The organism is Microbacterium lemovicicum, from assembly GCF_003991875.1.
Lineage (GTDB): Bacteria > Actinomycetota > Actinomycetes > Actinomycetales > Microbacteriaceae > Microbacterium > Microbacterium lemovicicum.
The window spans coordinates 3,469,366-3,494,138 of sequence record NZ_CP031423.1; the positions used below are offsets into that span (position 1 = coordinate 3,469,366).

The 24,773-nt window shown below is 72.4% G+C and carries 21 protein-coding genes; 7 read left to right on the forward strand and 14 right to left on the reverse strand.

Annotated elements, in window-relative coordinates; genetic code table 11:
* Positions 1-23: 23 nt before the first annotated feature.
* Entirely contained in the window at positions 24-1,985 is a 1,962-nt protein-coding gene (locus CVS47_RS17080) for a GDSL-type esterase/lipase family protein (RefSeq protein WP_127097027.1), read from the reverse strand.
* Between the two features lie 173 nt (positions 1,986-2,158).
* On the opposite strand from CVS47_RS17080, the gene CVS47_RS16290 reads away from it, so the two are divergent.
* The 3 genes from CVS47_RS16290 to CVS47_RS16300 all read left to right on the forward strand — a co-directional run bounded on the left by CVS47_RS16290 (position 2,159) and on the right by CVS47_RS16300 (position 4,508).
* Positions 2,159-2,602, forward strand: a complete 444-nt coding sequence (locus tag CVS47_RS16290; RefSeq protein ID WP_241240209.1) for a MarR family winged helix-turn-helix transcriptional regulator — start codon at positions 2,159-2,161, stop codon at positions 2,600-2,602.
* A 17-nt stretch (positions 2,603-2,619) separates the two neighbouring features.
* The gene (locus tag CVS47_RS16295; protein WP_127097028.1) at positions 2,620-3,042 is read left to right on the forward strand and encodes an organic hydroperoxide resistance protein; all 423 of its coding nucleotides are present in this window, start codon (positions 2,620-2,622) and stop codon (positions 3,040-3,042) included.
* Positions 3,043-3,206: 164 nt separating this feature from the next.
* A complete protein-coding gene (locus CVS47_RS16300; RefSeq protein WP_206502679.1) occupies positions 3,207-4,508 on the forward strand; it encodes a serine hydrolase domain-containing protein in 1,302 nt (433 codons plus the stop codon).
* 689 nt (positions 4,509-5,197) lie between these two features.
* Here CVS47_RS16300 and CVS47_RS16305 read toward each other — a convergent pair.
* From CVS47_RS16305 to CVS47_RS16315, 3 genes are all read right to left on the reverse strand, one after another.
* The gene (locus CVS47_RS16305) at positions 5,198-5,815 is read right to left on the reverse strand and encodes a response regulator (protein ID WP_127097029.1); all 618 of its coding nucleotides are present in this window, start codon (positions 5,813-5,815) and stop codon (positions 5,198-5,200) included.
* Positions 5,812-7,086 carry a sensor histidine kinase gene (locus CVS47_RS16310; RefSeq protein WP_127097030.1) on the reverse strand — a complete coding sequence of 425 codons (1,275 nt, stop codon included), beginning with the start codon at positions 7,084-7,086 and terminating at the stop codon, positions 5,812-5,814. The genes CVS47_RS16305 and CVS47_RS16310 overlap by 4 nt, the downstream gene beginning before the upstream one ends.
* A gap of 179 nt (positions 7,087-7,265) precedes the next feature.
* Entirely contained in the window at positions 7,266-7,907 is a 642-nt protein-coding gene (locus CVS47_RS16315; protein WP_127097031.1) for a hypothetical protein, read from the reverse strand.
* 199 nt (positions 7,908-8,106) lie between these two features.
* Between CVS47_RS16315 and CVS47_RS16320 the strand changes: the two genes are divergently transcribed.
* Positions 8,107-8,967, forward strand: coding sequence for a hypothetical protein (locus tag CVS47_RS16320; RefSeq protein WP_127097032.1), 861 nt, complete (start codon positions 8,107-8,109; stop codon positions 8,965-8,967).
* Positions 8,968-9,453: 486 nt separating this feature from the next.
* Here the strand turns inward: CVS47_RS16320 and CVS47_RS16325 are convergent, their stop codons facing one another.
* The 10 genes from CVS47_RS16325 to CVS47_RS16370 all read right to left on the reverse strand — a co-directional run bounded on the left by CVS47_RS16325 (position 9,454) and on the right by CVS47_RS16370 (position 21,197).
* The gene (locus CVS47_RS16325; protein ID WP_127097033.1) at positions 9,454-10,779 is read right to left on the reverse strand and encodes a serine hydrolase domain-containing protein; all 1,326 of its coding nucleotides are present in this window, start codon (positions 10,777-10,779) and stop codon (positions 9,454-9,456) included.
* A 102-nt stretch (positions 10,780-10,881) separates the two neighbouring features.
* Positions 10,882-12,147 (reverse strand): 2-hydroxyacyl-CoA dehydratase subunit D, encoded by a 1,266-nt coding sequence (locus tag CVS47_RS16330; RefSeq protein WP_127097034.1) that lies wholly within the window; start codon positions 12,145-12,147, stop codon positions 10,882-10,884.
* Positions 12,144-13,196: a 2-hydroxyacyl-CoA dehydratase family protein gene (locus CVS47_RS16335; RefSeq protein ID WP_127097035.1), complete on the reverse strand. Its 1,053-nt coding sequence runs from the start codon at positions 13,194-13,196 to the stop codon at positions 12,144-12,146. The genes CVS47_RS16330 and CVS47_RS16335 overlap by 4 nt, the downstream gene beginning before the upstream one ends.
* Complete coding sequence (locus CVS47_RS16340; protein WP_127097036.1) at positions 13,193-14,428, reverse strand: CaiB/BaiF CoA transferase family protein; 1,236 nt, start codon at positions 14,426-14,428, stop codon at positions 13,193-13,195. The genes CVS47_RS16335 and CVS47_RS16340 overlap by 4 nt, the downstream gene beginning before the upstream one ends.
* Entirely contained in the window at positions 14,425-14,997 is a 573-nt protein-coding gene (locus CVS47_RS16345) for a MarR family winged helix-turn-helix transcriptional regulator (RefSeq protein WP_127097037.1), read from the reverse strand. Before CVS47_RS16345 ends, CVS47_RS16340 begins: the two co-directional genes overlap by 4 nt.
* Entirely contained in the window at positions 14,994-15,866 is an 873-nt protein-coding gene (locus CVS47_RS16350; protein ID WP_127097038.1) for an alpha/beta fold hydrolase, read from the reverse strand. Before CVS47_RS16350 ends, CVS47_RS16345 begins: the two co-directional genes overlap by 4 nt.
* Positions 15,866-16,684, reverse strand: a complete 819-nt coding sequence (locus CVS47_RS16355; RefSeq protein ID WP_127097039.1) for an ABC transporter ATP-binding protein — start codon at positions 16,682-16,684, stop codon at positions 15,866-15,868. The genes CVS47_RS16350 and CVS47_RS16355 overlap by 1 nt, the downstream gene beginning before the upstream one ends.
* Positions 16,681-18,654 carry a dipeptide/oligopeptide/nickel ABC transporter permease/ATP-binding protein gene (locus CVS47_RS16360; protein ID WP_127097040.1) on the reverse strand — a complete coding sequence of 658 codons (1,974 nt, stop codon included), beginning with the start codon at positions 18,652-18,654 and terminating at the stop codon, positions 16,681-16,683. Before CVS47_RS16360 ends, CVS47_RS16355 begins: the two co-directional genes overlap by 4 nt.
* Entirely contained in the window at positions 18,651-19,595 is a 945-nt protein-coding gene (locus CVS47_RS16365; RefSeq protein ID WP_127097041.1) for an ABC transporter permease, read from the reverse strand. The genes CVS47_RS16360 and CVS47_RS16365 overlap by 4 nt, the downstream gene beginning before the upstream one ends.
* Before the next feature lie 30 nt (positions 19,596-19,625).
* Positions 19,626-21,197 (reverse strand): ABC transporter substrate-binding protein, encoded by a 1,572-nt coding sequence (locus CVS47_RS16370; protein ID WP_127097042.1) that lies wholly within the window; start codon positions 21,195-21,197, stop codon positions 19,626-19,628.
* Positions 21,198-21,301: 104 nt separating this feature from the next.
* Between CVS47_RS16370 and CVS47_RS16375 the strand changes: the two genes are divergently transcribed.
* Genes CVS47_RS16375 through CVS47_RS16385 form a run of 3 tightly spaced genes read left to right on the forward strand, consistent with a single transcriptional unit; the run spans position 21,302 to position 24,723 of the window.
* Positions 21,302-22,768, forward strand: coding sequence for an alpha/beta hydrolase domain-containing protein (locus CVS47_RS16375; RefSeq protein WP_127097043.1), 1,467 nt, complete (start codon positions 21,302-21,304; stop codon positions 22,766-22,768).
* A gap of 1 nt (position 22,769) precedes the next feature.
* Complete coding sequence (locus CVS47_RS16380) at positions 22,770-23,891, forward strand: CapA family protein (protein ID WP_241240210.1); 1,122 nt, start codon at positions 22,770-22,772, stop codon at positions 23,889-23,891.
* 37 nt (positions 23,892-23,928) lie between these two features.
* Positions 23,929-24,723: an SDR family NAD(P)-dependent oxidoreductase gene (locus tag CVS47_RS16385; RefSeq protein WP_127097045.1), complete on the forward strand. Its 795-nt coding sequence runs from the start codon at positions 23,929-23,931 to the stop codon at positions 24,721-24,723.
* Positions 24,724-24,773 lie beyond the last annotated feature (50 nt).

The following is a 24,773-nucleotide window of genomic DNA, read 5'->3' on the forward strand; positions in this document are numbered from 1 at the left end:
CGGCGAAGCGAGCCGGGCCCGGGTCAGGCGCGGCGACGGCGGGCGCGCAGCGCCAGGAGGAGGCCCGCACCGAGCGCCAGGATGCCGGCGGCGATCGGCGCGGCCGACACGTCGATGCCGGACGCGGCGAGCGCACCGCGTCCTCCGCCGGGGCCTGCGGACCCCGATCCCGACCCGCCCGAGCCCGAGCCCGACCCGCCCGGAGAACCCGGGACGGCGGTCGCCACCGTCACCACCGCGGACGCCACCGTCGCGGGCGCCGTGACGTAGATGCGGTGCGCGCCGGCGCTCAGACCCTCGGGCACGGTGACCGTGACCGAGAGCGTGCCGTCCGTGCCGATCTCGACGTCGGCGAGCAGGTACGCCTCGGAGTCGATCGACACCTGGGCCGGATCGCCCGGCGCGAAGCCGGCCGCCGACACCGTCAACTGACCACCGGCCGGGACACCCCCGGCGGGAACCCCGACGAGGGTCACCGCCCGCCCGGGCGAGTCCGCGGGCACCGCGTCGAGCGGCAGCGGGTCGGCCCCGACGCGCTGCTCCACTCCGGCGGCGGCCTGCCAGGAGAACCCGGGTGCGTCCTGCAGCGGCGGGTATCCCGAGGTCGGGTCGCAGTCGTCGCCGACGCCGTCGCCGTCCAGGTCGCTCTGGCTGACGTTCTCCACCGTGGGGCAGTTGTCCGCGGCATCCGGAACCTGATCGCCGTCCACCGAGATGAGCACCTGCGTGCTCGCCGTCGCCGTCTGGCCGTCGGTCTGGGCGACCCGCACCGACGCGGTGACGTCGGCCGCGGCCGGGAACGGCACGGTGAGCGTCGGCTCCGCGGTGGTCTGGTCGTACGCGCCGTCGCCGTCGGTGTCCCACTCGTACGACACGATGCGGCCCCCGCCGGCCGCGGAGCCGCGCGCGTCGAGGACGACGGATGCCCCGACCGGGCGCACGTACGGACCGGCCAGCCACGCGGTGGGAGCCGCCGCACCGGCCGGGTCGGCGGGTGCGGCCGCGTTCGCCGCCTGCACGGCCTTCGCCCGCGGCAGCAGCCCCAGCTCCGACTCGAGGTGCGCGGCCTCCTGCGCGTGCCCGGTGATCCCGGGATGCCAGAACGTGAACTTGTCGGCGCTGTCGCGGTAGTCGGTCTCGGCCGAGAAGCCCGGCGGCACCTGCTGGGTCTCGGTCTCGAAGAACTCGTCCACCCAGCGGTAGAGGTTCGAGTCGCCGGGCGCCGGCTCGTGTCCGGCGAAGAGGTCGTGGATGTCGGTGACGTGGATCGCCTGGGGCACGCCGGGCTGCTGGTTGTACGCGGCGACGAGCGTGTCCTGGAGGGCGTTCGCCTCCAGGCCCAGCTGCCGCACGCCGGCGGATGCGTCGTACTCGTAGTCGCCCCAGCAGATCACGTGGTAGTCGCAGAGGATGTACGGGGTGTCCGTAGCCAGCAGCGGATAGCCGAGGATGACGATCTGCGCGTCGGGCTGCAGCTTCGCGGCGAGCTCGTCGAGGATCTTCCGCGTCGCCTCGACCACGCCGGAAAGGTCGGCTTGTGCGGCGTCGACCGAGCTGCGGCATCCGTCGGCGCTCCGGAAGGCCACCAGGAAGCAGTTCTCCACGATCGTGGAGAACCCCACGTCGTTGCCGCCGATCGTGAACATCACGAGGTCGGTGTCGGGCGAGACCTGCGGCAGCTGGGTCTCGAGGATGTCTGAGGTCTCCGCCCCGCTGTGCGCGTAGGAGACGTACTGCACCGGCAGATCCGGCTGCGTGGAGAGCCAGTCGGCGTAGAGGTTCGCCCAGCTGCGGTGGCTCCGGTAGGCGGCAGGGTCGCCGTAGTAGTCGCCGGCGCCGTTGCCCGCGGAGTAGGAGTCGCCCATCTGCACGACGTGATAGACCTCCTGGGCGTCGCCGTCCGCGGCCGTCGCCGTCACCGCTCCACCGAGGACGAGTCCGGCCGCCGCGACGAGTGCAGCGACGCTGCGGAATCCTGACGCCATCGCGAACTCCTCTGTTCCGTGTGCGGTCGAGCCGCGGGCCGTCGTCGGCCGCTCCGTCCGAGCACAGTCTCGGGCACCGGCGCCCCGGTGTCGATGGACTCAGGTCCCGGTTCGGTCACGGCAGCGGCATCCATTCAGTTGTGCACAACTGAATTGTGTGCAATGGTTTATGCATGGTCGCCGTCCTCGATGACATGCTGTGCTTCTCGCTCTACGCGGCGAGCCGCGCCATGACGGCCGCCTACCGCCCCGTGCTGGAGCCGCTCGGCCTCACCTACCCGCAGTACCTCGTGCTCGTCGCGCTGTGGAGTGAGGGGACGCAGACCGTCGGCGATCTGGGTGACCGGCTCGCGCTCGACTCCGGCACGCTGTCGCCGCTGCTGCGCCGGCTCGAGACGCGGGGACTCATCGAGCGCGCCCGCCGCGCCGCCGACGAGCGGGTGGTCGAGGTCACCCTCACCGAAGAAGGCGTCCGGATGCGCGACGAGATGGACGACGTGCAGCCGCGGATCTTCTCCTGCACCGGACTCGACCTCGACTCCGCCCATAACCTCATCTCCGCCTTGCACACCCTCACCGAGGGCCTGCGCACGACCCCTGAGGCGACCGCCTCCTGACCCGGAAGGACATCCACATGGACGCCATCTACACCGCAGAAGCACTCGCCACCGGCGGAGGCCGCAACGGCCACGTCGCCACCAAGGACGGCATCATCAACACGGACGTCCGCGTCCCCAGCGAGATGGGCGGCCCCGGCGGCGCCCCGAACCCCGAGGCCTTCTTCGCCGCCGGCTACGCGGCCTGCTTCCACGGTGCGCTGCAGGCCGTCGCCCGCGCGCAGAAGGTGAAGATCGAGGACACGAGCGTCGGCTCGCGCGTGCACATCGGCGACAACGGCGAGGGCGGCTTCAAGCTGGCCGTCGAGCTCGAGGTCGTCATCCCCGGACTCGCCCACGACGAGGCCCAGGCCCTCGCGGACGCCGCGCACCAGGTGTGCCCGTACTCCAACGCCACCCGCGGCAACATCGACGTGACGGTCACCGTCTCCGACGACTGATCCGCTTCTGTTCGACGAAGGCCCTCGCTCCGGCGGGGGCCTTCGTCGCGCGCGCCGGTGTCTCGCCGGTCACGGCGGTGGTGCCATGCGCGACCCAGGTCTATGGCACGAGCGGATGCCGCGGGTCAGGCTGTACACAACACCTGATCACACCTGGGGGGACCATGAGGAACAGGCGCGCGACGGTCGTCGCACTGATGATCGGCTCGCTGCTGCTGGCAGGGTGCGCGGCGGGCGGGGGGAGCCCGTCGCCCACCGGCTCGGCGACCCCGACCGGGTCGGGGACGCCGGCCGCGGCATCCGCGTGCGTCAGCGATCCGGACGCCGTGATCGCCCGCACCGCCAATCTGCCGAGCACGCCGATGCCGGAGGCCGCAGCATCCGCCATCGACGCGGCCGCGCAGCAGGGACTGAAGGATGCCGCGGCGCCCGGCGTGATCGTAGGCGTGCAGTCTCCGGACGGGCTGTTCCTCAGGGCGTACGGCGTGGCCGATCCGGCGACCGGTGAGGCCATGACGACCGACATGCACCACCGCGTCGGCTCGATCAGCAAGACCTTCACCGGCACGCTGCTGCTGCAGCTGATCGACGAGGGCGAGGCGGGCCTCGACGACCCCGTGTCGGACTACCTCGACGGGGTGCCGAACGGCGATCAGGTGACGCTGCGGATGCTGCTGAACATGACCAGCGGACTGTCGAGCTACACGAAGGACGAGGCGTGGCAGAAGTCGCTCTTCGACGATCCGCTGCGGGTCTGGTCTCCGGATGAGCTCGAGGCGATCGGCCTCGCGCTGCCGCCGGCGTTCGCTCCCGGCACCGATTTCGACTACTCCAACACCAACACGGTGCTGATCGGGAAGGTCATCGAGAAGGTCACCGGCGAGTCGTACGACGACGTGATCCGGGAGCGGATCATCGAGCCGCTCGGGCTGTCGAACACCGTCTGGCCGGGCACGACCGCCGACTTCCCGCTGCCGCACGCCCAGGGCTTCACCCTGCAGGGCAACGACGCCACCCCCGACTCGCCGACGAACGCGACGGAGTGGAACCCCTCCTGGGGATGGACCGCCGGCGAGCTCATCTCGACCGCGGGCGACCTGCTGACCTACGCCCGGCATCAGGCGACCGGATCGGGACTGCTCTCGCCCGAGGTGCAGCGCGAGCGACTGTCGGGCTTCTCGGACTACTCCGGCTACGGCTTGGCCCTCACCTGCGCGGGTGGATGGATCGGCCACACGGGCGAGCTGCCGGGCTTCAACACGATCATGTTCTACGACACCACGACCGACACGACGCTCATCGCCCTCACGAACAGCGACATCCCGTCGGGCGACTGCCCGGTCGGGGCCACGCTCACCGACAACCCCGCGTCCGACCAGGCGTGCAGCTCCCCCGCACTGCGGGTGGCGACGGCGATCTCGACGGCGCTCGGCCACACCTACGACCGGCCCGGCGCGCCGCGGTAGCCGCGACCGCCTTCGGTTCGCGCCGGGGTGCGGCGCAGCATCCGGTCTCTGTCGGCTTTGGTTGACGCCTGCCTCGGGAATCCGGCATCGGATGCCGCACGCAGCGTCAACTGACGAGAACCGGATGCCGCGGCCGCGGCCCGCAGCCCCCACGACCCCGCTCACCTGACTCTTGTCGCGGGAATCGGGCTCGGGATGCGGCGAGAAGCGTCAACCCCGGACGAGCGGATGCCGCGGCCGCGCGTCGCGGCATCCGAGACCGTGCTCACCTGACTCCTGCCGCAGGAATCGGGGGTTGGATGCCGCAGGAAGCGTCAACTCAGGACGAGCAGACGCTGTGGTAATTCCTCGCTGCACCGACCACCCAGCTCACCCGACGCTCGTTGCGGAACCGCGCGCGGGATCCTGCAAAAAGCGTCAACCCAGGATGCGCGTATGCTGCGGCCGCTCCTCGCGGCACCCACCACGTGTTCAGCCGGCTTTCTGCGCGGGAACCGCGCGGGGGATCCCGCAGGCAGCGTCAAGTCACGACGAGCGGATGCCGCGGCTGCTCGCCGCAGCATCCGACACCCTGCTCACCTGACGCCCGTCGCGGAAATCGGGCTCTGGATGCCGCAACAAGCGTCAAGTCACCACGAGCGGATGCCGCAACAAGCGTCAAGTCACCACGAGCGGATGCCGCGGTGAGGTCAGTCGGCGGCAGGCAGGTGGTCGCGGGCCCAGATGGCGGCGCTCGTGCGGTCGACGACGTCGATCTGCCGGAAGACGCTGCCGAGGTGGGCCTTGACCGTGCGCTCGGCGATGCCGAGCTCGGTGGCGATCTGCTTATTCGCGTAGCCCTGGGCCACCAGACGCAGCACCTCGCGTTCGCGCGGGCTGAGGCCGTCCTCCGCGGGGGACGTCGGCAGGAGGGCGCCGGCCACGCGCGGGTCGAAGGGGGCGTTGCCGGCGGCGACGGCGCGCACCGCGGCGCGCAGCTCGGACGGCTCGGCGTCCTTGAGCTGGTAGCCAGTCGCGCCCGCCTCTATGGCCTGGCGCACGCGCGCCCGGTCGGAGAACGACGTGAGCACCAGCACGCGCGTCGACGGCACCCGCCCGCGGACGCCCCGTGTCGCCTGGACACCGTCCATGACGGGCATCGAGAGGTCCATCACGACGACGTCGGGCTCGAGCTCGACGGCGAGGGCAATCGCCTCCGCGCCATGGGCGGCCGATCCGATCACCTCGATGTCCCCGTCGCCGGCGAGCACCGCCGACAGGCCCTCGCGCACCATGGCGTGGTCGTCGGCCACGAGCACCCGGATCATGCCCCGCTCCCCTCGCCCTGAGACCGCCCGCCCGGGATGCGCAGGCGCCAGGCGGCGCCGCGACCGGGGGCGGCGGCCACAGACAGCTCCGCGCCCGCCTCGGTCGCCAGATCGACGAGCACCCGGGTGCCGAGGTGTCCCTCCGCCGGCCGCGACGTGACCTGGGCGAGGTCGAAGCCCGGTCCGTCGTCGGAGACCTCCAGCAGTACATCGCCGCCGGGCGCGCCGCGCAGATCGACGCGCGCGCGACAGGGCGCGGCATGCGCGGCGACATTGCGCAGCGCCTCCTGGGCGATGCGGTGCACGAGGCGCTCCTGCTCGGCGGACAGCGGCGGCAGGTCGGGCGCGATCGTGACCCGCACGTCCACGCCGCGCGTCCGCGTGGTGGCGGCGAGGTCGTCGAGCGCCTGCGGGAGGCCGGCCGCCGCGAGTCCGGCCGGGTAGATGTCGACGAGAAGCGAGCGCAGCACGCGGATGTTCCCTCGGACGGATGCTGCGACCCCGCGCAGCTGCGCAGCGGCGCCCTCGTCGCCGCGGCGAACCGCCTCACCCGCCGCGCTCTCGGCGGCGAACGTGGTGGCGATCAGCTCCTGGACCGGACCGTCGTGGAGGGACCCGGCGATGCGTCGGCGCTCCGCATCCGAGGCGTCGACGGCGTGCTCGAGCAGAGCGGTCCGACGCCTCTCCTCCGTGCGCAGCCCGCGCAGGAGACGCCAGACGATCGGCGCGGTGAGCACGACCAGCAGGAGGAGGCTGCTCGTGGTGACGCCGGCGAAGCCGCGCCAGAGTCCCTCGGCGCGGGCGGCGACCGGCTCGTAGGGGAAGTAGACCTCGAACAAGAGCTGACGGCCGTCGGGCGCCCACACCGGCCGGTAGACCTCGAGAAGCCGGCCGCCGGTCTCGAACTCGTTCTCGGCCTCATCCAGGTCGCTGACGTCGGCGCGGGTCTGCGGATCGGACAGCGCCTCGCGCTGCGCCTCGTCGAGCGGGAACGTGCGACCGATCAGCTGCGGCTCGTCGGCGTAGAGCACCTCGCCGTCGGGGCTCCAGATCTTCACCCGCGTGACCTCGTCGCCGAGGACCCTGGTGCGCACGAGCGCGTCCATGACCCCCGCGGCCGCCGGATCCCCGTCGGCGAGGGCGTCGGTCACGGCGGGCTGCACGACCGCTTCGGCGAGCACGTCAGCGATGGTGGCGGCGTCGTTGACGGCCTCGCGTTCGGCGAGCCACTGCGCGGCGAACGCGCCGAGCAGCCCGACGGCGATGAGCACGGCAGTGAGCCCTGCCGCCAGGCGCAGGGCGACGGTCCGCGCCGTCGGCGTCCGACGTGACGCCGCCTCGCGCGAAGGGGCCTCGACGAGGCGCGTCCAGGGAGCGGCGGGCAGGCGCGCGGCTGTGCCCTCGGTCGACGACAGGTCGATCGGGGGCGCATCCGGGCCAGAGTCGATGCTCAGTGGTCGCCTCCTGAGCCGTCGTCGTCGGATCCGCCGCGATCGTCCGACCCATGACCGCCGGAACCCGCGCGGTCGTCCGAGCCGCCGTGCCCGCTCGAGCCGGAGTCGTCCGAACCCGAGTCGTCCGAACCCGAGTCCGAACCGTCCGAACCCGAACCCGAACCCGAAGCCGAATCGCCGGAGCCGGAGCCCGAACCCGAACCCGAATCGCCAGAGCCGGAACCGGACCCGGACCCGTCGGAAACGGACCCGCCCGACCCCCCGTTGTCGTCGTACCCCGCGACGTCGTCCGACCCGGTCGAGCCCGAACCGTCCGAATCCGAACCGCCCGAGCCGCCCAAACCACCCGACCCGCTTGAGTCGTCGCCGGTAGCGCGCCGGTCGTCGCCCGTCTCGGTGCGCTGGTCGCGCGGCACGTCTCCGCCGTGGTCATCGACCCCGGTGGACCCGGACGGCGACGCAGTGGGGCTCGTGGTCGGGGTCGCCGATGAGACGGGCACCGCGGTCTGCACCTGACCTGACGCCGGCACCCGCACCGGCACGGACTGAGCGAACGAGGTGTTGCCCCAGAGCCCGATGACCGCGGGCGCCGCCACCAGCACCAGTGCCGCACCGCCCACCAGCAGTCGATTCCTCATGGTTCTCCCTCTCCGCCATTGTGGCCGGTCGCCACGGGATCGGACGTCTCGTCCGCATCATGTGTCCCAGCCTCGCGGGGAGGTGCAGCATCCGCCATTGCACCTTGGTCGTAGTACCAACGTCCGATTGTCCGCGCCCATCTCCGACGGGGAGGGTGAGTGCTGCTCCCCCACCGACCCCATGAGAAAGAAGAAGCGCATGAGAAGCATCCCCCTGGCACGTCGAGGCGTCCTCGCCGCTGCCGCCGTCTTCGCCGCAGCCGCCGTCGTGCTGGCCGGCGCCGGAGCCGCGGAGGCCAAGACGACCTCCGCGGGCGGCGACTACGCCGTCACCGTCAACGGCACCACCTACAACCCCGCAGCGGGCAAGGACATCAAGCTCGAGAACGTTGCGGTCTCGGGCCTGATCACGGTGACGGGGCGCAACAACTCCTTCACCATCGACTCCCGCACGCTCGGCGTCTACGACTACACGCTCACCGGAGCGCCCGACACCCAGCGCATGGTCACCTCGCCGACCGTCGTGTTCGCCTCCAAGGTGCCGACCCTCTCCGCCGCCCAGCGCGCCGGAGTGCGCCTGAGCAAGCTCGAGATCAAGGACGACGCTCTCGTCGCGATCTTCACCACCAACGCCGGCAAGCTCAAGGTGCAGGCGAAGGACGGCGCCCAGGGCGGCATCTTCCAGATGGAGCCCGAGTTCGCCGGCCCGGTCGAGCTCGTGCACACCCTCGCACCCGGCATCTTCTACTTCGTGAACCAGTACACCGGCAAGGTCAACTTCGGAAACGGAGTGGATGCTGTCGCCACCGGTGCGAACGCCCACCAGATGCTGCTCGGCAAGGACAGCCCCCAGGTCGCCACGAAGACCTCGCAGACGGCGACCGTCACGACGTGGACCGTTCAGCCCGGCGGACGCATGGGCGGCGTGCTCGGCGAGGACGCCGTCGAGCTGTCGGCCGGCGCGACGAACTGCACGAGCCAGTGCCAGGCGCAGAACCGCATCAAGGGTTCGCTCCCTGTTCCTCCCGACCCGACCAACCCGACCCCCATCGGCGGCTGATCGCGTCGACGCAGGACGAGGACCCCGGGACGACGTCCCGGGGTCCTTCGCGTGCGCTGCATCCCGCCCCCTCCGCTCCCCGCCCGCCCCGGCCGCTCCCCGCCCGCCGCCGCATCCGCTCCCCCGGCCGCTCCCCGCCCGCCGCTGCATCCCGCCCCCGCAGCTGCCCACCCGCCGCGGGAATCGGGCCTGGATGCCACGAGAAGCGTCGACTCAGGGCGAGCGGATGCCATGGCCGCTCGTCGCAGCACCCACCACCTGCTCACCTGACTCTTGTTGCAAAAATCGGGCGGCGGATGCCACAAGAAGCGTCAGCTGAGGACGAACGGATGCCGCACCCAGCGGCCGCAGCATCCGCCCCCCTGGCTTCACCTGACGCTTCGTGCGGCTACCGCGCGAGGGATGCTGCAGGAAGCGTCAGGTGAACCGGCGACCACGACACCGGCAACACCGAAAGCCGCGACCACGAACCGGCGACCGCCCGGCTCAGGAGCGCGGCGGCGGTGCGTAGGTCTGACCGAGCAGGCCCGACAGGGCGACGAAGATGCGGACGGCCGGCGCCTCGCAGATCTCGTCGCCCGGGTCGTCCTGGAGCGTCGGCGAGTTCTCGCAGCCACCCGACGCGATGTCGCTGTTGGCCTGCACGACGACCGTGGTGTCGGTCGCGGTGTCGTAGAACATCGTCGAGTTGTAGCCCGAGAGCTCGCCGCCGTGCCCGACCCACCCCTGGCCGCAGCCCATCGCGAGTCCGTAGCCGCCGGCGCCCGGGGCGGGCGGGCTCTGCGACGGGTCGAGGAAGCTCTCGAGGCGGATCCTCTGCATGTCGTCGTCGAGGATGCCGGCGCCGGTGCCGAGCGCACGGCCCATCGTCAGCATGTCGTCGGTCGTCGAGATGACCTCGCCCGCGGTCCAGGCCCACGAGGGGTTCCAGTCGGTCGAATCGGTCGGGCTCTCGGGGGTCGCGGCATCCCCGTTCAGGGTGAATCCGCGGGCGAACGGCTCGGGGATCGCGTTCGAGTCCCCCGGCCACGACGTCGAGGTCAGACTCAGCGGCTCAAGGATGCGCTCGTCCAGCTCATCCGCGAACGGGCGGCCCGTCACCTTCTCGATCGTCTCGCCGAGGATGATCGTGCTGCCGTTGGAGTACAGGAACCGCTCGCCCGGATCGGCCGCCGGCGAGACCTCCACCGTGGCGGCGACGAGCTCATCCGGCGTGTAGACCGCGGACGGATCGGCGAAGTACTTCGTGATGAAGTCCTCGTTCGCCGTGTAGGTGTTGACGCCGCTCGTCATGTCGGCGAGCTGCGCCAGGGTGATCCTGTCGCCGTTCGGGATGCCGCTGACGTACTGGTCGACGGTGTCGTCGAGCGACAGCTTCCCCTCCTGTGCGAGCTGCAGCAGGATCGTGCCGGTGAACATCTTGGTGAGCGAGGCGATGCGCGTGTGCATCCCGACCGCCATCGCGGTGCCGGCCTTCGGATCCGCCAGTCCGTAGGCCTTCGTCCAGCGGCCCTCCGGCGTCTGGACCCCGACGATCGCGCCTGGCGATGCGCCGAGGTCGAAGGCCTGCTGGGCCGCGGCGTCCAGCGTCGCCACGAGGTCGGCCGGCAGCTCGCCCGTCGGCGCGGGCGTCTTGCCCGCGGCGATGGCGGCGTCGGGATCGGCGACGCACGTCGAGACGGCGAGCGGAGCGGACGTGGATGCCGCGGGTGAGGCCGTCGGCCCGCTCGGGCTCGGAGCGGTGCATCCCGACAGGAGGAACGCGCCGACCACGAGGAGGGCGGCACCGGCGAGCGGCGTGCGAGCGTGCATGGAGTCTCCTCGGGCGTCGGGGCGCGCGGTCATCCCGACGCCGCACCCCCAGCATCCGTGCCCGGCGCGACGCCGACCATAGACCCAGGTCTCGTCCGCCGCTCAGCGCCGCGCGGGGGCCGCCTCCACGCGGGACTCGAGCCAGTCCGCGACCTGCGCGCGGACGGATGCCGCGTCGTAGGCCGACTCGTCGGCGTTGTCGGCGCGCAGCACGAACACCGGGATGCCGGCCTCCTCCAGCGCCCGGGTGATCGCCCACCCGCCGCGGGGGTCGTCGGAGACGAGGTGCACGACACCGTCGACGCCGTGCTGCTGCGCCTGATCGACGTACCACTCGGTCGCCTCGGGCGCGACGTAGAGCCGCTCGGGGAAGCCGATGAACCGCGAGGCGAGCGCCCGGAGCGGATCGCCGCCGTAGCGCGCGTACCCGTCGGCCGCGATCGACAGGTACATCGACCAGACGAAGACCGCGCCGTACTGCTCCTCGAAGTGGCGGTAGAAGTCCATGTCGAACCACAGCCCGCGTCCGATCCACATCAGCCGCGCGCGCTCGTCGGCCACGACGCCCCGGCCCGCCTCGACCCGCTCGGCGATCTCGTCGTGCAGCGCCCGGGCGGCGTCGCGGCCCCACTCCGTGCCGCGATGCCACTGCGGCAGCATCACGGCCGGGATGGTGTCGGTGACCCGCACCGGCAGCGGACGCGCGGCGGCGATGAGGTCGCGGGTGCGGCGGTTCCACTCGGCCTGCTCGTTGCCGAGCCGCATGATCTCGCGCAGCGCCGTCTCGTCGTAGGCCCGGCCGCTGATCCGCTCGAGCACGGGGATGAGCTCCCGCAGCTCGGCGACCATGAGGTCGATGCGGCGGCTGCCGACGACGTGCTCCCACTGGTCGGCGACGGTTTGCCACCACTCCTCCACCGGGGCCGTCTGCACGGCGCTCTCGAAGGCGAAGAGCTCGACCCCCACGACGTCGCGCCACGCCTCGAACAGCTTGCCGGTGACGTCCCCAGTGCGGTCGGTCGCGACCAGCGCGGGCCGCGGCAGCACGCCCCACCCGGGAACGTCGTCGGCGTCGCCGTTCAGCACGTTCCCGAGCCCGATCGTGTTGTACGGCTCGGAGTCGCGGGGCAGCCCCGCGCGGGCGACGGCGTCCAGGCCCGACTGGGCGGCGCCCCGGGAGGCGGCCACCGACGACCACCACTGGTTCACGACGTACGGCACGTCGAAGGCACGGAACAGCTCGTGCGGAACGTCGGCGTTCACCAGTGCGACGGGGCGCCCGGCCTCCGCCTCGGCGCGCAGCTCGGCGAACCACTCGCGCTGATGCCGGAGGGCTTCCCGCGCGGTGCGGAGTCGGTCGTCGGTCATCGCAGCATCCCGATCTGCTCGAGTCCGCCGCGGAGGACGGAGAGGTCGATGTCGCCGGCGGCCTGCTCGTGCACGACCACCACGGGCAGCGCGGTCGCCGCGCGCAGGGTGCCGACCTCCCACATGGCGGCGTCGTCGCGGCGCCGCGCGTACGAGACGATCGCGGCCGCGCCGGCGCGCTCGGCGCGGACGGCCAGGGAGGCTGCCCGCTCCAGCGCGGAGCCGCGGTGCGCGCTCTGCCCGTCGCGCCAGGCGCGCTCGGCGATGCCGTCGACGGACGGCTCGCGCACGTCGAGCTCGAGCCCGAGCGCCCCGCCCGCGCAGTCGTCGGCGACGACCCGCACGCCGCACTGCTCGATGCGCTCGACGACCGCCGGCCCCCACTGCGAGCTCCCCGTCAGGGCGATGCGCGGCAGGTCGGCCGGAGATGAACGGCGGGCGGATGCCACGGCCTCGCGCAGCGCGACGAGCGCCGCCTCGGGGGCCAGCTCGTCGGCCCGCGCGCGCAGCAACGCGAAGTCCGCGCCGCTGATCGCCGGACGCAGGTCGGCCAGGAGCCACAGCGCCCGGCGCACCTGTCCGCGCGCGCGGGCGGCGTCGGCGACGTCGCCCGCCGACGGACGCCGGCCGGTCCAGTCGCCGAGCGCGTCCTGCAGCCGTGCGACCTCGGCCGCCGTGTAGGCGAGCGACGACGCCCGCGGCAGATGCAGCACGTCGGCGAGGTGGACCGGCGGGAGCCCGCGGTCGTGCTCGCGCCGCGCGAGCTCGCGGAGGGCGTAGTAGAGGCGCTGCGTGGCATCCGCATCACTGCACAGCACGATCGCGTCGAGACCCGACGGGTCGGCGAGCACGTGCGCGAGGGTCGCCGTGGCATCCGGGTCGATCCCCGTGCCGAGGATCTCCCCCGCCTCGGCGAACGCGTCGGCGAAGGCCGGCCCGGCGGCGCCCCGCGGCAGCGCGTCGAGCCGCCGCACCCGGGCGCCGACCGCGTCGAACACCTCGATCGGCACGTCCCGTCCGACGACGCCGATCACGGCCTCGCCGCTCATACGACGCGCGCGTCGGCGAGGCCGGCGATCCGCTCCGCCGAGTAGCCGAGCAGCTCCTCGAGCACGTCCTGCGTGTCGGCGCCGAGCGCGTGCGCGGGCCGGTCGAGACCCACCTCGCTGCGGCTGAAGGTGATCGGCACGCCGGTGCCCCAGAGCTCGGTGTCGACGTGGAAGTCCGGATGCTGGATCCGCACCACTTCGCGACGCGACTGCACCCGCGGGTCGCGGACGGCGTCGGCAAGGGCCCGGACGGGCGCGCAGGGCACGCCGTTCGACTCGAACGCGGTGACGGCCTCATCGACGGTGCGGTGCCCGGCCCAGTCGGCCATCCGCTCGTGCAGCTCGTCGGAGTTGCTCACGCGGGCGTCGCGCATGGCGAAGCGCGGATCGTCCAGGAGCTCGGGGGCGTCGATCGTGCGGAACACCCCCGCGGCGAACGCGTCGGTGGGCCCGCACACGGCGAACCAGCCGTCGGAGGCCCGGAAGGTGCCGAACGGCGCGAGCCGGGGCACGTAGTCGCCGGTGCGCGTGGGGTACCCCATCGACTCGAAGGCGTCGAAGGGCTCGCAGGCGACGAGCGAGGTCATCGCACCGAGCATCGACACGTCGACGTGCTGGCCCTCGCCGCTGCGATCGACCTCCATGAGGGCGGCCAGGGTGCCGATGACGGCGAAGAGCGGGGCCGACAGATCGGCGATGGGCAGGCCGAAGCGCACCGGGCTGTCACCGGGCTCGCCCGCGGTCATCATGATGCCGCTCAGCGCCTGGACGATCGTGTCCATGGCCTTCCCGCCGTCGCCCGCGTCGGAGCCGAAGCCGGTGATGGACGTGTAGACCAGGCGCGGGTTGGCCGCCCGGACGGCCTCGTAGTCGATGCCGAGCCGCCGGGTGACGCCGGCGCTGTAGTTCTCGACGAGCACGTCGGCGTGGGCGATGAGGTCCATCAGGACGGCACGGCCCTCCTCCGTCTTCAGATCGAGCGAGATGCTCTCCTTGTTGCGGCCGCGCAGCAGCATCGACACCGACATGTCGTCGGCGGCGGTCTTGACCGGCGACAGGCCGTCGCGCGTCGCGTAGGGCGAGTTGGTGCGGGAGCTGTCGCCGCCGCGGTGGGGGTTCTCGACCTTGATCACCCGGCCGCCGAGGCCGCCGAGCATGAGGGTGGCGTAGGGGCCCGCGAGGGCGGTGGTGAGATCCAGGACGAGACGTCCGTCGAGGGGGGCGCCGGTCATGAGGGCTTCTTTCTGTCGGCGTGGGGAAGAGGGCGGATGTCGGGGGTGCGGGCGAGCGTGCCGCGCAGCGGCCGGCGGGCGGCGGCCGCCTCGGCGGCCTCCACGTCGCCGAACCAGCCGCCCTGGAGGGTCTCGGCGAGGGTGGCCAGGATGGCGGGCACCCGCTCGCGATCGGCTTCGCTCAGGTCCGACATCGCGCGGGCCTGCATCATGCGCAGTTCGCCGCGTGCGGCATCCAGCACCTCCCAGCCCGCATCCGTCAGGCGCGCGAGCTTGATGCGGCCGTCGGTGGGGTGGTCGACGGTCTCGACCAGTCCGCCCGCGACCAGCGTCGAGACGACCTGGTGGCTCGACTGGGGGGTGACGAACGCGCGACGGGCGAGCTGCGCGGAGGACAGCAGCACGCCCTCCGCGAGGACGAGCAGCACGTTGAACTCGGCCAGGCTCACCCCGTGCCGCCAGGAGATGTCGTCGGCGGCGCGGTTCATCGACCGGGACAGACGGTTAAGCGTGTAGTAGAGCTCGTCGGTGGCGAGGCTGGTGGCGCGAGGGGGCAGCTGCTCGTTCATGGAGCGAAGGTATCCGAGACGATGCCGTCGGCGGGATGGGCGGAACCCTCGATCTCGGACAGGAACACGGCGACCTCCCTCGCCAGGCGGGCCGGGCTCTCGCCCGCCATCATGTGGCCCTCGTCCTCCCAGAGGACGGCCTTGGCCCCGCGCACGTTGACGGCGGCGCGCAGCGTCGCCTCCGGACTGATGACGCCGTCGCGCAGGGCCCCCAGGATCAGCACCGGCACCCGGATGGAGCGGAAGATCTCGGCGAGCTCCTCGTCGGTGCGCGCCTCGGGGAAGGGCTTGCCCTGGTTGATGCGCGCCTCCTCCTCCGACTGGCCGGCGAAGGTGTCGATCATGCGGCGGAACATGTGCTCGCGGCCGGCCTCGCGGCGCGGCTCATCGGTCCAGCCCGCGAGCTTCCCGAACTGCGCGCGGATCACCTCGGGGTCCTTGCGGCCGGCGATGACGGCGGCGCGGCCGGCCGAGCTGGCGGTGCCGCCCGCGCGGTCGTGCGGGGCGCCGACGACAGAGATGAGTGCCGCGAGGCGCTCGGGATGCCGACGGGCGAGGTGCCAGCCGATGCCCGCGCCGTGCGAGACGCCCGTGTAGACGAACCTGTCGATGCCGAGCTCATCGGCGACGCGGCAGACGTCGTCGGCCCACGTATCGAGCCAGCCGTCGGGCGGGGTCTCTGCGAGGTGGGTCGAGCGTCCCCATCCGCGGGCCTGGATCTGGATGACGCGGCGGCCGAGCGGGTCGCGCGAGAGGATCTCGGGGTAGCCGCCGGGCTCGAACGACGAGGCGCTGGCCAGAATGGGCATCCCCTCTCCGGAGAACTCGTCGTACCAGAGCGACACGTCGTCGACGGGCATGTGGGGCATCAGCGGGTCTCTTCCTGGGGGAGCGGGGCGGAGCGGCGGGAGGCGTGCCCCGCCTGGGGCACGGACTCCAGCAGCGCGCGCGTGTAGTCCTCGCGCGGGTCGGCGAACAGCTGCTCGGTGGGGCCCGACTCGATGATCCGGCCCCCGCGCAGCACGACGACCTCGTCGGAGATCTGGCGCACGATCGCGAGGTCGTGCGAGATGAACAGCAGGCTCAGTGCGAGCTCGCGCTGCAGACGCGTGAGCAGGTTCATCACGTCGGCCTGCACCGAGAGGTCGAGCGCGCTGACCGGCTCGTCGCAGACGATGAACTCGGGGTCGGTCATGAGGGCCCGGGCGATCGCGATCCGCTGGCGCTGGCCACCGGAGAACTGAGCGGGATACCGCACCAGCGCGCCCTCGTCGAGTCCGACCGTGGCGACGAGCTCACGGGCACGGGATGCCGCGGCATCCGCCGTCATGCCGTGGAACCGTGCCGGCTCCATGAGGCTGTAGCCGATGGTGCGCAGCGGGTCGAGGGAGCTGTAGGGGTCCTGGAAGATGACCTGCCGCACCTTGCCGAGCTCGCGCCGGCGCTTCGCGGAGACGTCGTGGACCGGCTGACCGAGGAAGCGGATCTCGCCCGCGGCGACCGGCACGAGGCCGAGCACGGCCATGCCGATCGTGGTCTTGCCCGAGCCCGACTCGCCCACGAGGCCGAGCGTGCGCCCGCGGCGCACCTCGAAGCCGACGCCCTCGACGGCCGTCGAGCGCTTGCGGCCGGCGCCGTAGTCGACGCGGATGTCGCGCACCTCCAGCACGGGGGTGGTGTCGCTCATGCGCGGACCTCCTCGTCGACGAGGGCGCCGATGCGGATGCAGCGGCTCACCCGCTCCGCTCCGGCCTCGCGCAGGGCGATGGGGCCGGAGGAGCACTCGGGGGTGGACAGCGGGCAGCGCGCGGCGAAGCGGCAGCCGTCGGGCCAGGATCCGGGCGGCGGCACGACGCCGCCGATGGTGGGGAGGATGTCGCCGCGGCGCGCGCCGTGCGGGTCGGAGGCGAGGAGCCCGCGCGTGTACGGATGGCGGGGGGCGCCCAGCAGGGCGTCGACGCCGGCCTCCTCAACCAGCTGGCCGGCGTACATCACCAGCGTGCGGTCGCACGTCTCGGCCACGACGCCCCAGTCGTGGGTGACGAGGATGATCGACATGCCCGTCTCGTCACGGAGGCTCGAGAGGAGGGAGAGGATCTCGGCCTGCACGGTCACGTCGAGGGCCGTCGTGGGCTCGTCGGCGATGAGCAGACGCGGGCGGCCCGCGAGGGCCTTCGCGATGACGACGCGCTGGGCCATGCCGCCGGAGATCTGGTGCGGGTAGCTGCGGAAGACGCGCTCGGGGTCGGGCAGGCGCATCGAGACGAGCAGCTCGATCGCCCGGCGGCGCGCGTCGGCGCGAGACGTCCGGTCGTGGCGGCGCACGACCTCGACGATCTGGAAGCCGACGGTGAACGAGGGGTCGAGGGCCACGAGCGGCTCCTGCGAGATGTACGCGATGCCGCTGCCGCGGACGGCCTTCATCGCCGCGGCGTCGCCGGAGATGGTCTGCCCCTCGAACGACACGGTGCCGCCCGTCACGCGGCCGCCGCGGCCGAGGAGGCCGATGGTCGCCAGCGCGGTGACGGTCTTGCCGCTGCCGGACTCGCCGACGATGCCGAGGATCTCGCCGCGACCGACGTCGAAGGTCACGCCGTCGACGACGGTGAGCGGCTCGCGCCCCCCGCCGAAGGCGACGGTGAGCTCGTCGACCGCGAGCAGCGGGTCGGCGGCGTGGCGACGGGCCTCGACCGCGTCGGCGGGGCGGGCGGCGTCGCGGGGTGCGCGGACGGCACGCGTCGGGGCGCCGCGCTGCTGCACCTGCTCGGCGGTCACGTCGCGCAGGGCGTCGCCGAGGAGGCCGAGCGCGAGGGTCGCGATGACGATGACGCCGCCGGTGGGCACGAACATCCAGGGGAAGGACTGGATCGCGGAGGCCGCCTCGGCGACCATCCCGCCCCAGGTGGGCGCCGGCGGGGGCGGCCCGAAGGCCAGGAACGACAGACCGGTCTGGATGCCGAGGGTGGCCGCGGCGAACAGCGACGCCTGCACGAGGATGGTGCCCCGCGCCTGGGGCAGCACGTGCCGGAACAGGATGAGCCGGGTCGGCAGGCCGGTCACGACGGCGGCCTGCACGAACGGCTCCTGCCGCAGTGCCAGCACGGCGCTGCGGAACACGCGGGTGAACGCCGCCGAGGCGAGCGCGCCGATCGTGATCATGGCGGCGAGCATGCTGTTGTTGAAGATCGCCAGCGACGCGAGCGTGATCAGGATGGCGGGGATCGACATCACGATGTCGATGACCGACAGCACCGCGCGGTCGAAGGCGCCGCGGATGTAGGCGGCGAGGATGCCGACGGGCACGGAGATGACGAGCATCACCAGCAGTGCCTCCGCGACGCCCAGGAGCGAGTCGCGCCCGCCGTACATGATGCGGGTGAGGAGGTCGCGGCCGAGGAGGTCGGTGCCGAGCCAGTGCAGCGCCGACGGCCCCTGGCGGGCGACGGACGGGTCCTGGGCCAGCGGATCCCACGGCGACAGCAGCGGGGCGAAGATCGCCGCGAGCACCAGGAGGAGCACCACGACGAGCGCGGCGACGCCGAGCGGCTTGCGCAGCAGCGCCCGGGTCAGGGAGGCCGACGGCGGCCGGCCCGTGGAGACCGGACGCGTGACCGGGGCCGGCTCGCCGGCCAGGACGGGGAGGGTGGGCGACGTCATCGGCTCTGGCGCACTTTCGGGTTCAGGGAGGCGTAGGCGAGGTCGACGGCGAGGTTGATCACGATGACGATCGCGGTGAAGGCCACGCCCACACCGAGGATCACCGGCAGGTCGTGCCGGGTCGCCGCCGAGGTGACGAGGCTGCCGAGGCCGGGGAGGACGAAGACGTTCTCGATGAAGACCGCGCCGCTGAGCGCGCCGACGGCCATGAGCCCGATGAGGGTGGTGGTGGGGATGGAGGCGTTGCGCAGCACGTGCAGCAGCACGATGCGCGTCTCCGAGACGCCGGTCGATCGCAGCACCCGCACGTAGTCGCGCTCCAGCTCGCGGCGGGCCGAGTCGCGCATCTGCTTCGCGATGACCGTCACCCCGCCGAGCGAGAGCGCCGCGACCGGCAGCACCAGCGAGTTGAGCCAGGGGCCCGTCCCCGCGGCCGGGGGGACGTACCCGGTCGCGGGGAACAGGCGGAGTCCCACGGCGAAGATCGCCACCAGCACGATCGCGATCCAGAAGCTCGGCAGCGCGAAGCCCACGAGCGACAGGGCGTCGATCGTGCGTCCGATCCAGCCTTCCCGCAGCGCGCTGGCCAGACCGATCACGATGCCGAGGATCGCGATGGCCACCGTCGAGCCGATCATGAGCGCGAACGTGACGCCCATGCGGCCGCCGACGAGCTTGGTCACCGGCTCGCCGCTGTAGATCGACTTCCCGAGGTCGCCGCGCAGCACGCCGAGCACCCAGTTCCCGTACTGCTGCCAGAGGGGCTGGTTCAGGCCGAGCTGCTCTCGCAGGTAGTCGACCGACTGGGGCGTGGCGTTCTCGCCGAGGATCGTCTGGGCCGCATCTCCGGGGACCAGCGACATGAGCACGAAGATCGTCAGCGTCGAGACGAAGATCAGCACGATCGACATCAGCACGCGGCGGATCACCAGCAGCGTCATCTCATCTCCTTTCGGTGCGGCCCGGACGATTCAGGATGCCGGGGACCAGGCCAGGTCGGCGGAGGGCGCGACCGGGATCGGGTTCGGGTTCAGCGTCGAGACGCGCACGTTCTTCACGTCCGGCGAGATGTAGTACACGTTGTTCGTCGCGATCAGCGGCAGGAACCACGCCAGCTCGTTGGAGCGTTCCGTGACAGCCTGCTCCGCAGCATCCTTGCCGTCTCCGGTCGCCAGGATCGCGGCCTGCGTGAGCTCCGCCAGCTCGGGGTCGGTCACGCCGAAGGCGTTCGTGAAGCCCGGGCCGGTGAAGGTCTGGGAGTAGTCCGAGGCGACGTCGCCGACGATCGGCCAGATGATGGCGGGGTACTGCTTGCTGCCGGCCTTGCCGATGAAGTCGGGGATCGCGCTGGCGACGTCGAGCGTGACGTCCACGCCGATCTCGCCCAGGTGGGCGATCGCGGTCTGCGTGATGAGCGACTGGTTGTCGAGCGGCGTCTCGGACAGGAGCGTCATCGAGAAGCCGTCGGGGTAGCCCGACTCGGCCATCAGCTTCTTGGCCGCGTCGAGGTCGTAGTCGAAGCCGGCATCGGCGACGTGACCGACCTCCTGGTCGGTCGTCAGCTGGCTGAGCGCGGTGGCGAACTCGTCGCCGCCGCGAGCCGAGACGATCGCATCGCGGTCAATCGCGTAGGCCATCGCCTGGCGCACCTTCTCGTCGCCCAGCGCCGGCACGATGGTCCCGTCGCGGTCGAGCACGATGAGGCCGTAGTTGAAGTACGGCGCGGACAGCAGGGAAAGGCCCGCCGCCGTCGCGGCCTCCGCCGTGTCGGCCCCGCCGCCGGCGAACTGCACCTGGCCGGTCGTGGCCGCGGAGATGACCGCGTTGGGGTCTCCGATGACCTGGATGGAGATCTGGTCGTACTTCTGCGCGTCGGTGTTCCAGTAGCCGTCCCAGCGGTCGTACACGTAGCTGGACTCGGCGACGGACGTGTCGGGGTTGTAGCGGTACTGACCGGTGCCGTCCATCGTGGTCAGGAGCGACTCGGGGTTCTTCACGCCCTCCGGTCCGATGATGAGCCCGAGCTGGTTCAGCTGCGTGAGCTTGGACGGCCCGGCGGGGTACGGGCTGGCGTAGGTGATGAGGACGGTGTCGTCGTCCTCGGCGGTGATCGTGTCGATCGGGCCGACGGTGGGAACCTGGCCGCCGCCCGCGCCCATGAAGTAGTTCATCGAGTCGGCCACGGACTGCGCGTCGAGCTCGGCGCCGTCCTGGAAGGTCACGCCGTCGCGGATGGTGAGCTCGAGCTGGGTGTTGTCGGCGTCGCGGAACGACCACTCGGTCGCCAGACTGGGCACGAGGTCGCCGTCGCCGCTCAAGTAGATGAGCGGGTCGTAGGCCAGCGCCGTGTAGACGACGCTGCCGCCACCGCCGGCGAGCGCGGGGTTGAGGCTGATGGGGATGCCGGTGAACTGGAGGGCGAGCTTGTCGCCGCGGCCTCCGTCCGAGGTGGCGGCATCGGTCGAGGCGGCACAGCCTGACATCGTCAGCGCGGTGACCGCGGCGATGGCGAGCAGCGCCACGGCAGGGCGTCGGTGTGACATTCGTTGCTCCTTTGCAAGGGTCAGGGGTCACTCATCGACACCCTCGATCCGGAAACTTATCAAGTAGACTGATGATTCACAACCCTTCCCGGAAGGCTTCGCCGATGAAACCCTCTGCCCGGTCCGTCACGTTCCTCGACGGCGCGCGTGCGCCGTTCGGCACCGCCGCCCTGTCGCCGGGCGCCGAGGTCCCCGCCGCCTCCCGCCTCACGATCGATCTCGACGGTGCCCGCTACGTCGAGGAGGAGTTCCTGCTGTCCGGCTCCGCGGGAACCTGGGAGACGGGCGACCCCGGCGCTCCGCGGCGACGGGACGACGGCATCCCGTATCGCACCCGTTTGCTGGTGCGACGGCCCTCGTCGCTCCGCGATGCCACCGGTGTGACGCACGTCGAGCCGCTGCATCCGCACCGCGACGCCGGTCTCACCTGGGACGCGCTCGCACCGCATCTCCTCCGCCGCGGCGACGCGTGGGTCGGGGTCACGGTGTTCCCCGACGTCGCACGGCTCATGCGCGATCAGCTCGATCCCGGCCGTTACGGGCAGCTGCTCGTGCCGGGGCTCGGCACGGAGTGGGACGTGCTGTCCGACGCGCTCGGCGCGGTCCGCGAGAACGCGCTCGGCGCACTCGAGACCCGGCGGATCGTGCTGTCGGGCTGGTCGGCGACGGGCAGCGTCTGCCGGGTCTTCGCACGCGAGGGCTTCGCGACCGCGCGCGGCGGGCTCGTCGACGGCATCGCCATCGTCATCTCGTCGGGCGGGGCCGGGCCCGCCGGGTACCCACCCCTCACCCCGGATGCCGCGATGGTCGACCTGGCCGACCCGCGGCGGACGGTGCGCGACGTGGGCGTGCCCGTCTTCGAGATCCTCAGCGAGACCGAGTCCGAGACGCATCGCGCACAGCTGCGCGACGACTCTGACGACGCGGGCGACACCTACCGCCTCTACCAGCTGGCCGGCGCCGCGCACATCGAGGACTGGCCCGGACGCCACGCCACCAACGCGCAGACGCTCGCCGCGGCGGGTCACGCCGACGGCGCCGTGCCGATGCGGGAGGCGCTGACCGACGCCCGCTCCGACCTCGTCGTACGGGCCCTCTTCGACCGGCTCGTAGACGCGATCGACGGCCATGCCGCACCCCGCGCTCCCCGGTTCGCCTACGAGACGGGCGACGTGCCGGAGGAGCGGATGCTGCGGCGCGACGCCGACGGCAACGTGCTCGGCGGCATCCGCACGCCCTGGATCGAGGCCGCCCTCGCGGCCTACGCCCCGCACGGCACGCCCGCCGCCGAGGGGTCGGGACCCGACTGGACGCCGATGGCGAATGCCGGATTCGCGGCACGGCTGACAGGGACCATGACGCCGTTCCCCCCGGCGGAGGTGCGCCAACGGTTCCCGTCGCGGGAGTCCTATCGGGAGGCGTTCACCGCGTCGACCGACGTGCTGCTGGCCGATCGGATGCTGCTCGCTGACGATGCGGGCGAGCTGATCTCGGCGGCGACGAGGCGGTGGGAGGCGGCAGCGGGTGCGGGCGATGCGACGGCCGTCCCCTCGCCGGAAGCGGGCGTCTGACGTGACCGCGCAGCCTCTCGTCATCGCCGCCGTCGGCGACCTCATCGTCGATCAGCCTGAGCCTGGCCGGTTCTTCCGCGACGTGACCGCACATCTCCGAGCGGCCGATCTCGCGATCGGCCACATCGAGGTGCCGCACTCGACGACGACCGAGGTGACGAGCGTCGACGTGCCCGCCCCGCCCGCCGACCCGAGGCACCTCGCCGCGGTCGCCGACGCCGGCTTCGGCGTGGTCACGCTCGCCGGCAACCACATCTACGACTCCGGTGCGACCGGCATCGCCGACACGATCGCCGCGGCCGCCCGCGTCGGCATGGTCACGGCCGGCGCCGGTGCAGACCTCCCCGCCGCGAAGCGGCCCGCGGTGCGGGAGATCGCCGGTCGCCGCGTGGGCGTGGTCAGCTACAACTGCGTCGGGCCCCGCGAGTCGTGGGCGACGAGCCGCAAGGCCGGCTGCGCCGCCGTCGACGTGCTCACCCACTACGAGATGCGCAACGCGAATCCCGGCGGACCCCCGCGCGTCCGCACCTTCTGCGACCCGGCGTCGCTGCAGGCCTTCCGCGACGACATCGCCGCGGTCGCCGCCGAGACCGACGTCCTCGTCGTCGCCCTCCACAAGGGGCTCGTCCACACGCCCGCGCGGCTGGCGGACTACGAGACCGAGATCGCCCATGCCGCGATCGACGCGGGGGCGCACGCCGTCATCGGCCACCACGCGCACATCGGCCGCGGGGTCGAGCTCTACCGGCAGCGGCCGATCTTCCACGGCCTGGGCAACTTCGTGACGGTGACCGACGCCCTCACCCCGTCGCACGACTCGTCCGAGGAGGCCGCGGCCTGGGCGGCCGGCCGCGCCGAGGTGTTCGGCTTCGTCCCCGACCCGGCGATGCCCGCGTACCCCTTCCATCCCGAGAGCCGGCACACGATGATCGCCCGGCTGACGATCGGAGACGAGGTCGCCGCCTCCTTCGTCCCCTGCTGGATCGAGGACGACGGCCGGCCCGTCCCGCACGGCCGCGACGCCCGCGGCGAGCAGATCCTGGAGTACGTCCGCTCCATCTCCGCCCGCGCCGGGCTGATCACGCGCTACGACTGGGACGGCGACCTCATCCGCGTCCACTGAGTCCCGCGCGCCGCGGCCCCGTGCCAGCATGGCTGGCATGCTGATCGATCTCACCGGCCGGACGGCCGTCGTCACCGGATCCACGGCCGGCATCGGCTTCGCCATCGCCCGCGGGCTGGCCGGGGCCGGCGCGCGGGTCGTCGTCAACGGCCGCTCCCCGGAGACGGCGGATGCTGCGGCCCGGCGCATCCGCGAGGAGGTTCCCGCGGCATCCGTCCTCTCCGTCGCCGCCGACGTCACGACCGAGGACGGCGCGCGCAGGCTCGTCGACGAGGCCGGCGATGTGGACGTGCTGGTCAACAACCTCGGCATCTTCGGCGCGACACCCGCGCTGGAGATCGGCGACGAGGAGTGGCGGCGGTACTTCGACGTGAACGTGCTCGCCGCCGTGCGGCTGATCCGCCTGGTGCTGCCCGGGATGATGGAGCGCGGATGGGGTCGCGTGCTGAACATCGCGAGCGATTCGGCGGTCGTGATCCCGGCGGAGATGATCCACTACGGCGTCTCCAAGACGGCGCTGCTCGGCGTCTCGCGGGGCTTCGCGAAGGCCGCCGCGGGCACGGGTGTCACGGTCAACTCGGTGATCGCCGGTCCGACGCACACCGGCGGCGTCGAGGACTTCGTCTACGAGCTGGTCGATCGCGATCTGCCGTGGGACGAGGCGCAGCGCGAGTTCATGCGAATCCATCGACCGCAGTCTCTGCTGCAGCGTCTCATCGAGCCCGAGGAGATCGCGAACATGGTGGTCTACCTCGCCTCACCGCTGGCCTCGGCCACGACGGGCGGAGCGCTGCGGGTCGACGGCGGCTACGTCGACTCGATCCTGCCGTAGCCGCCGCGCGGCGTCGGCGCGGCCCGGCGTCGGCGCGGCGCCTCGCAGCG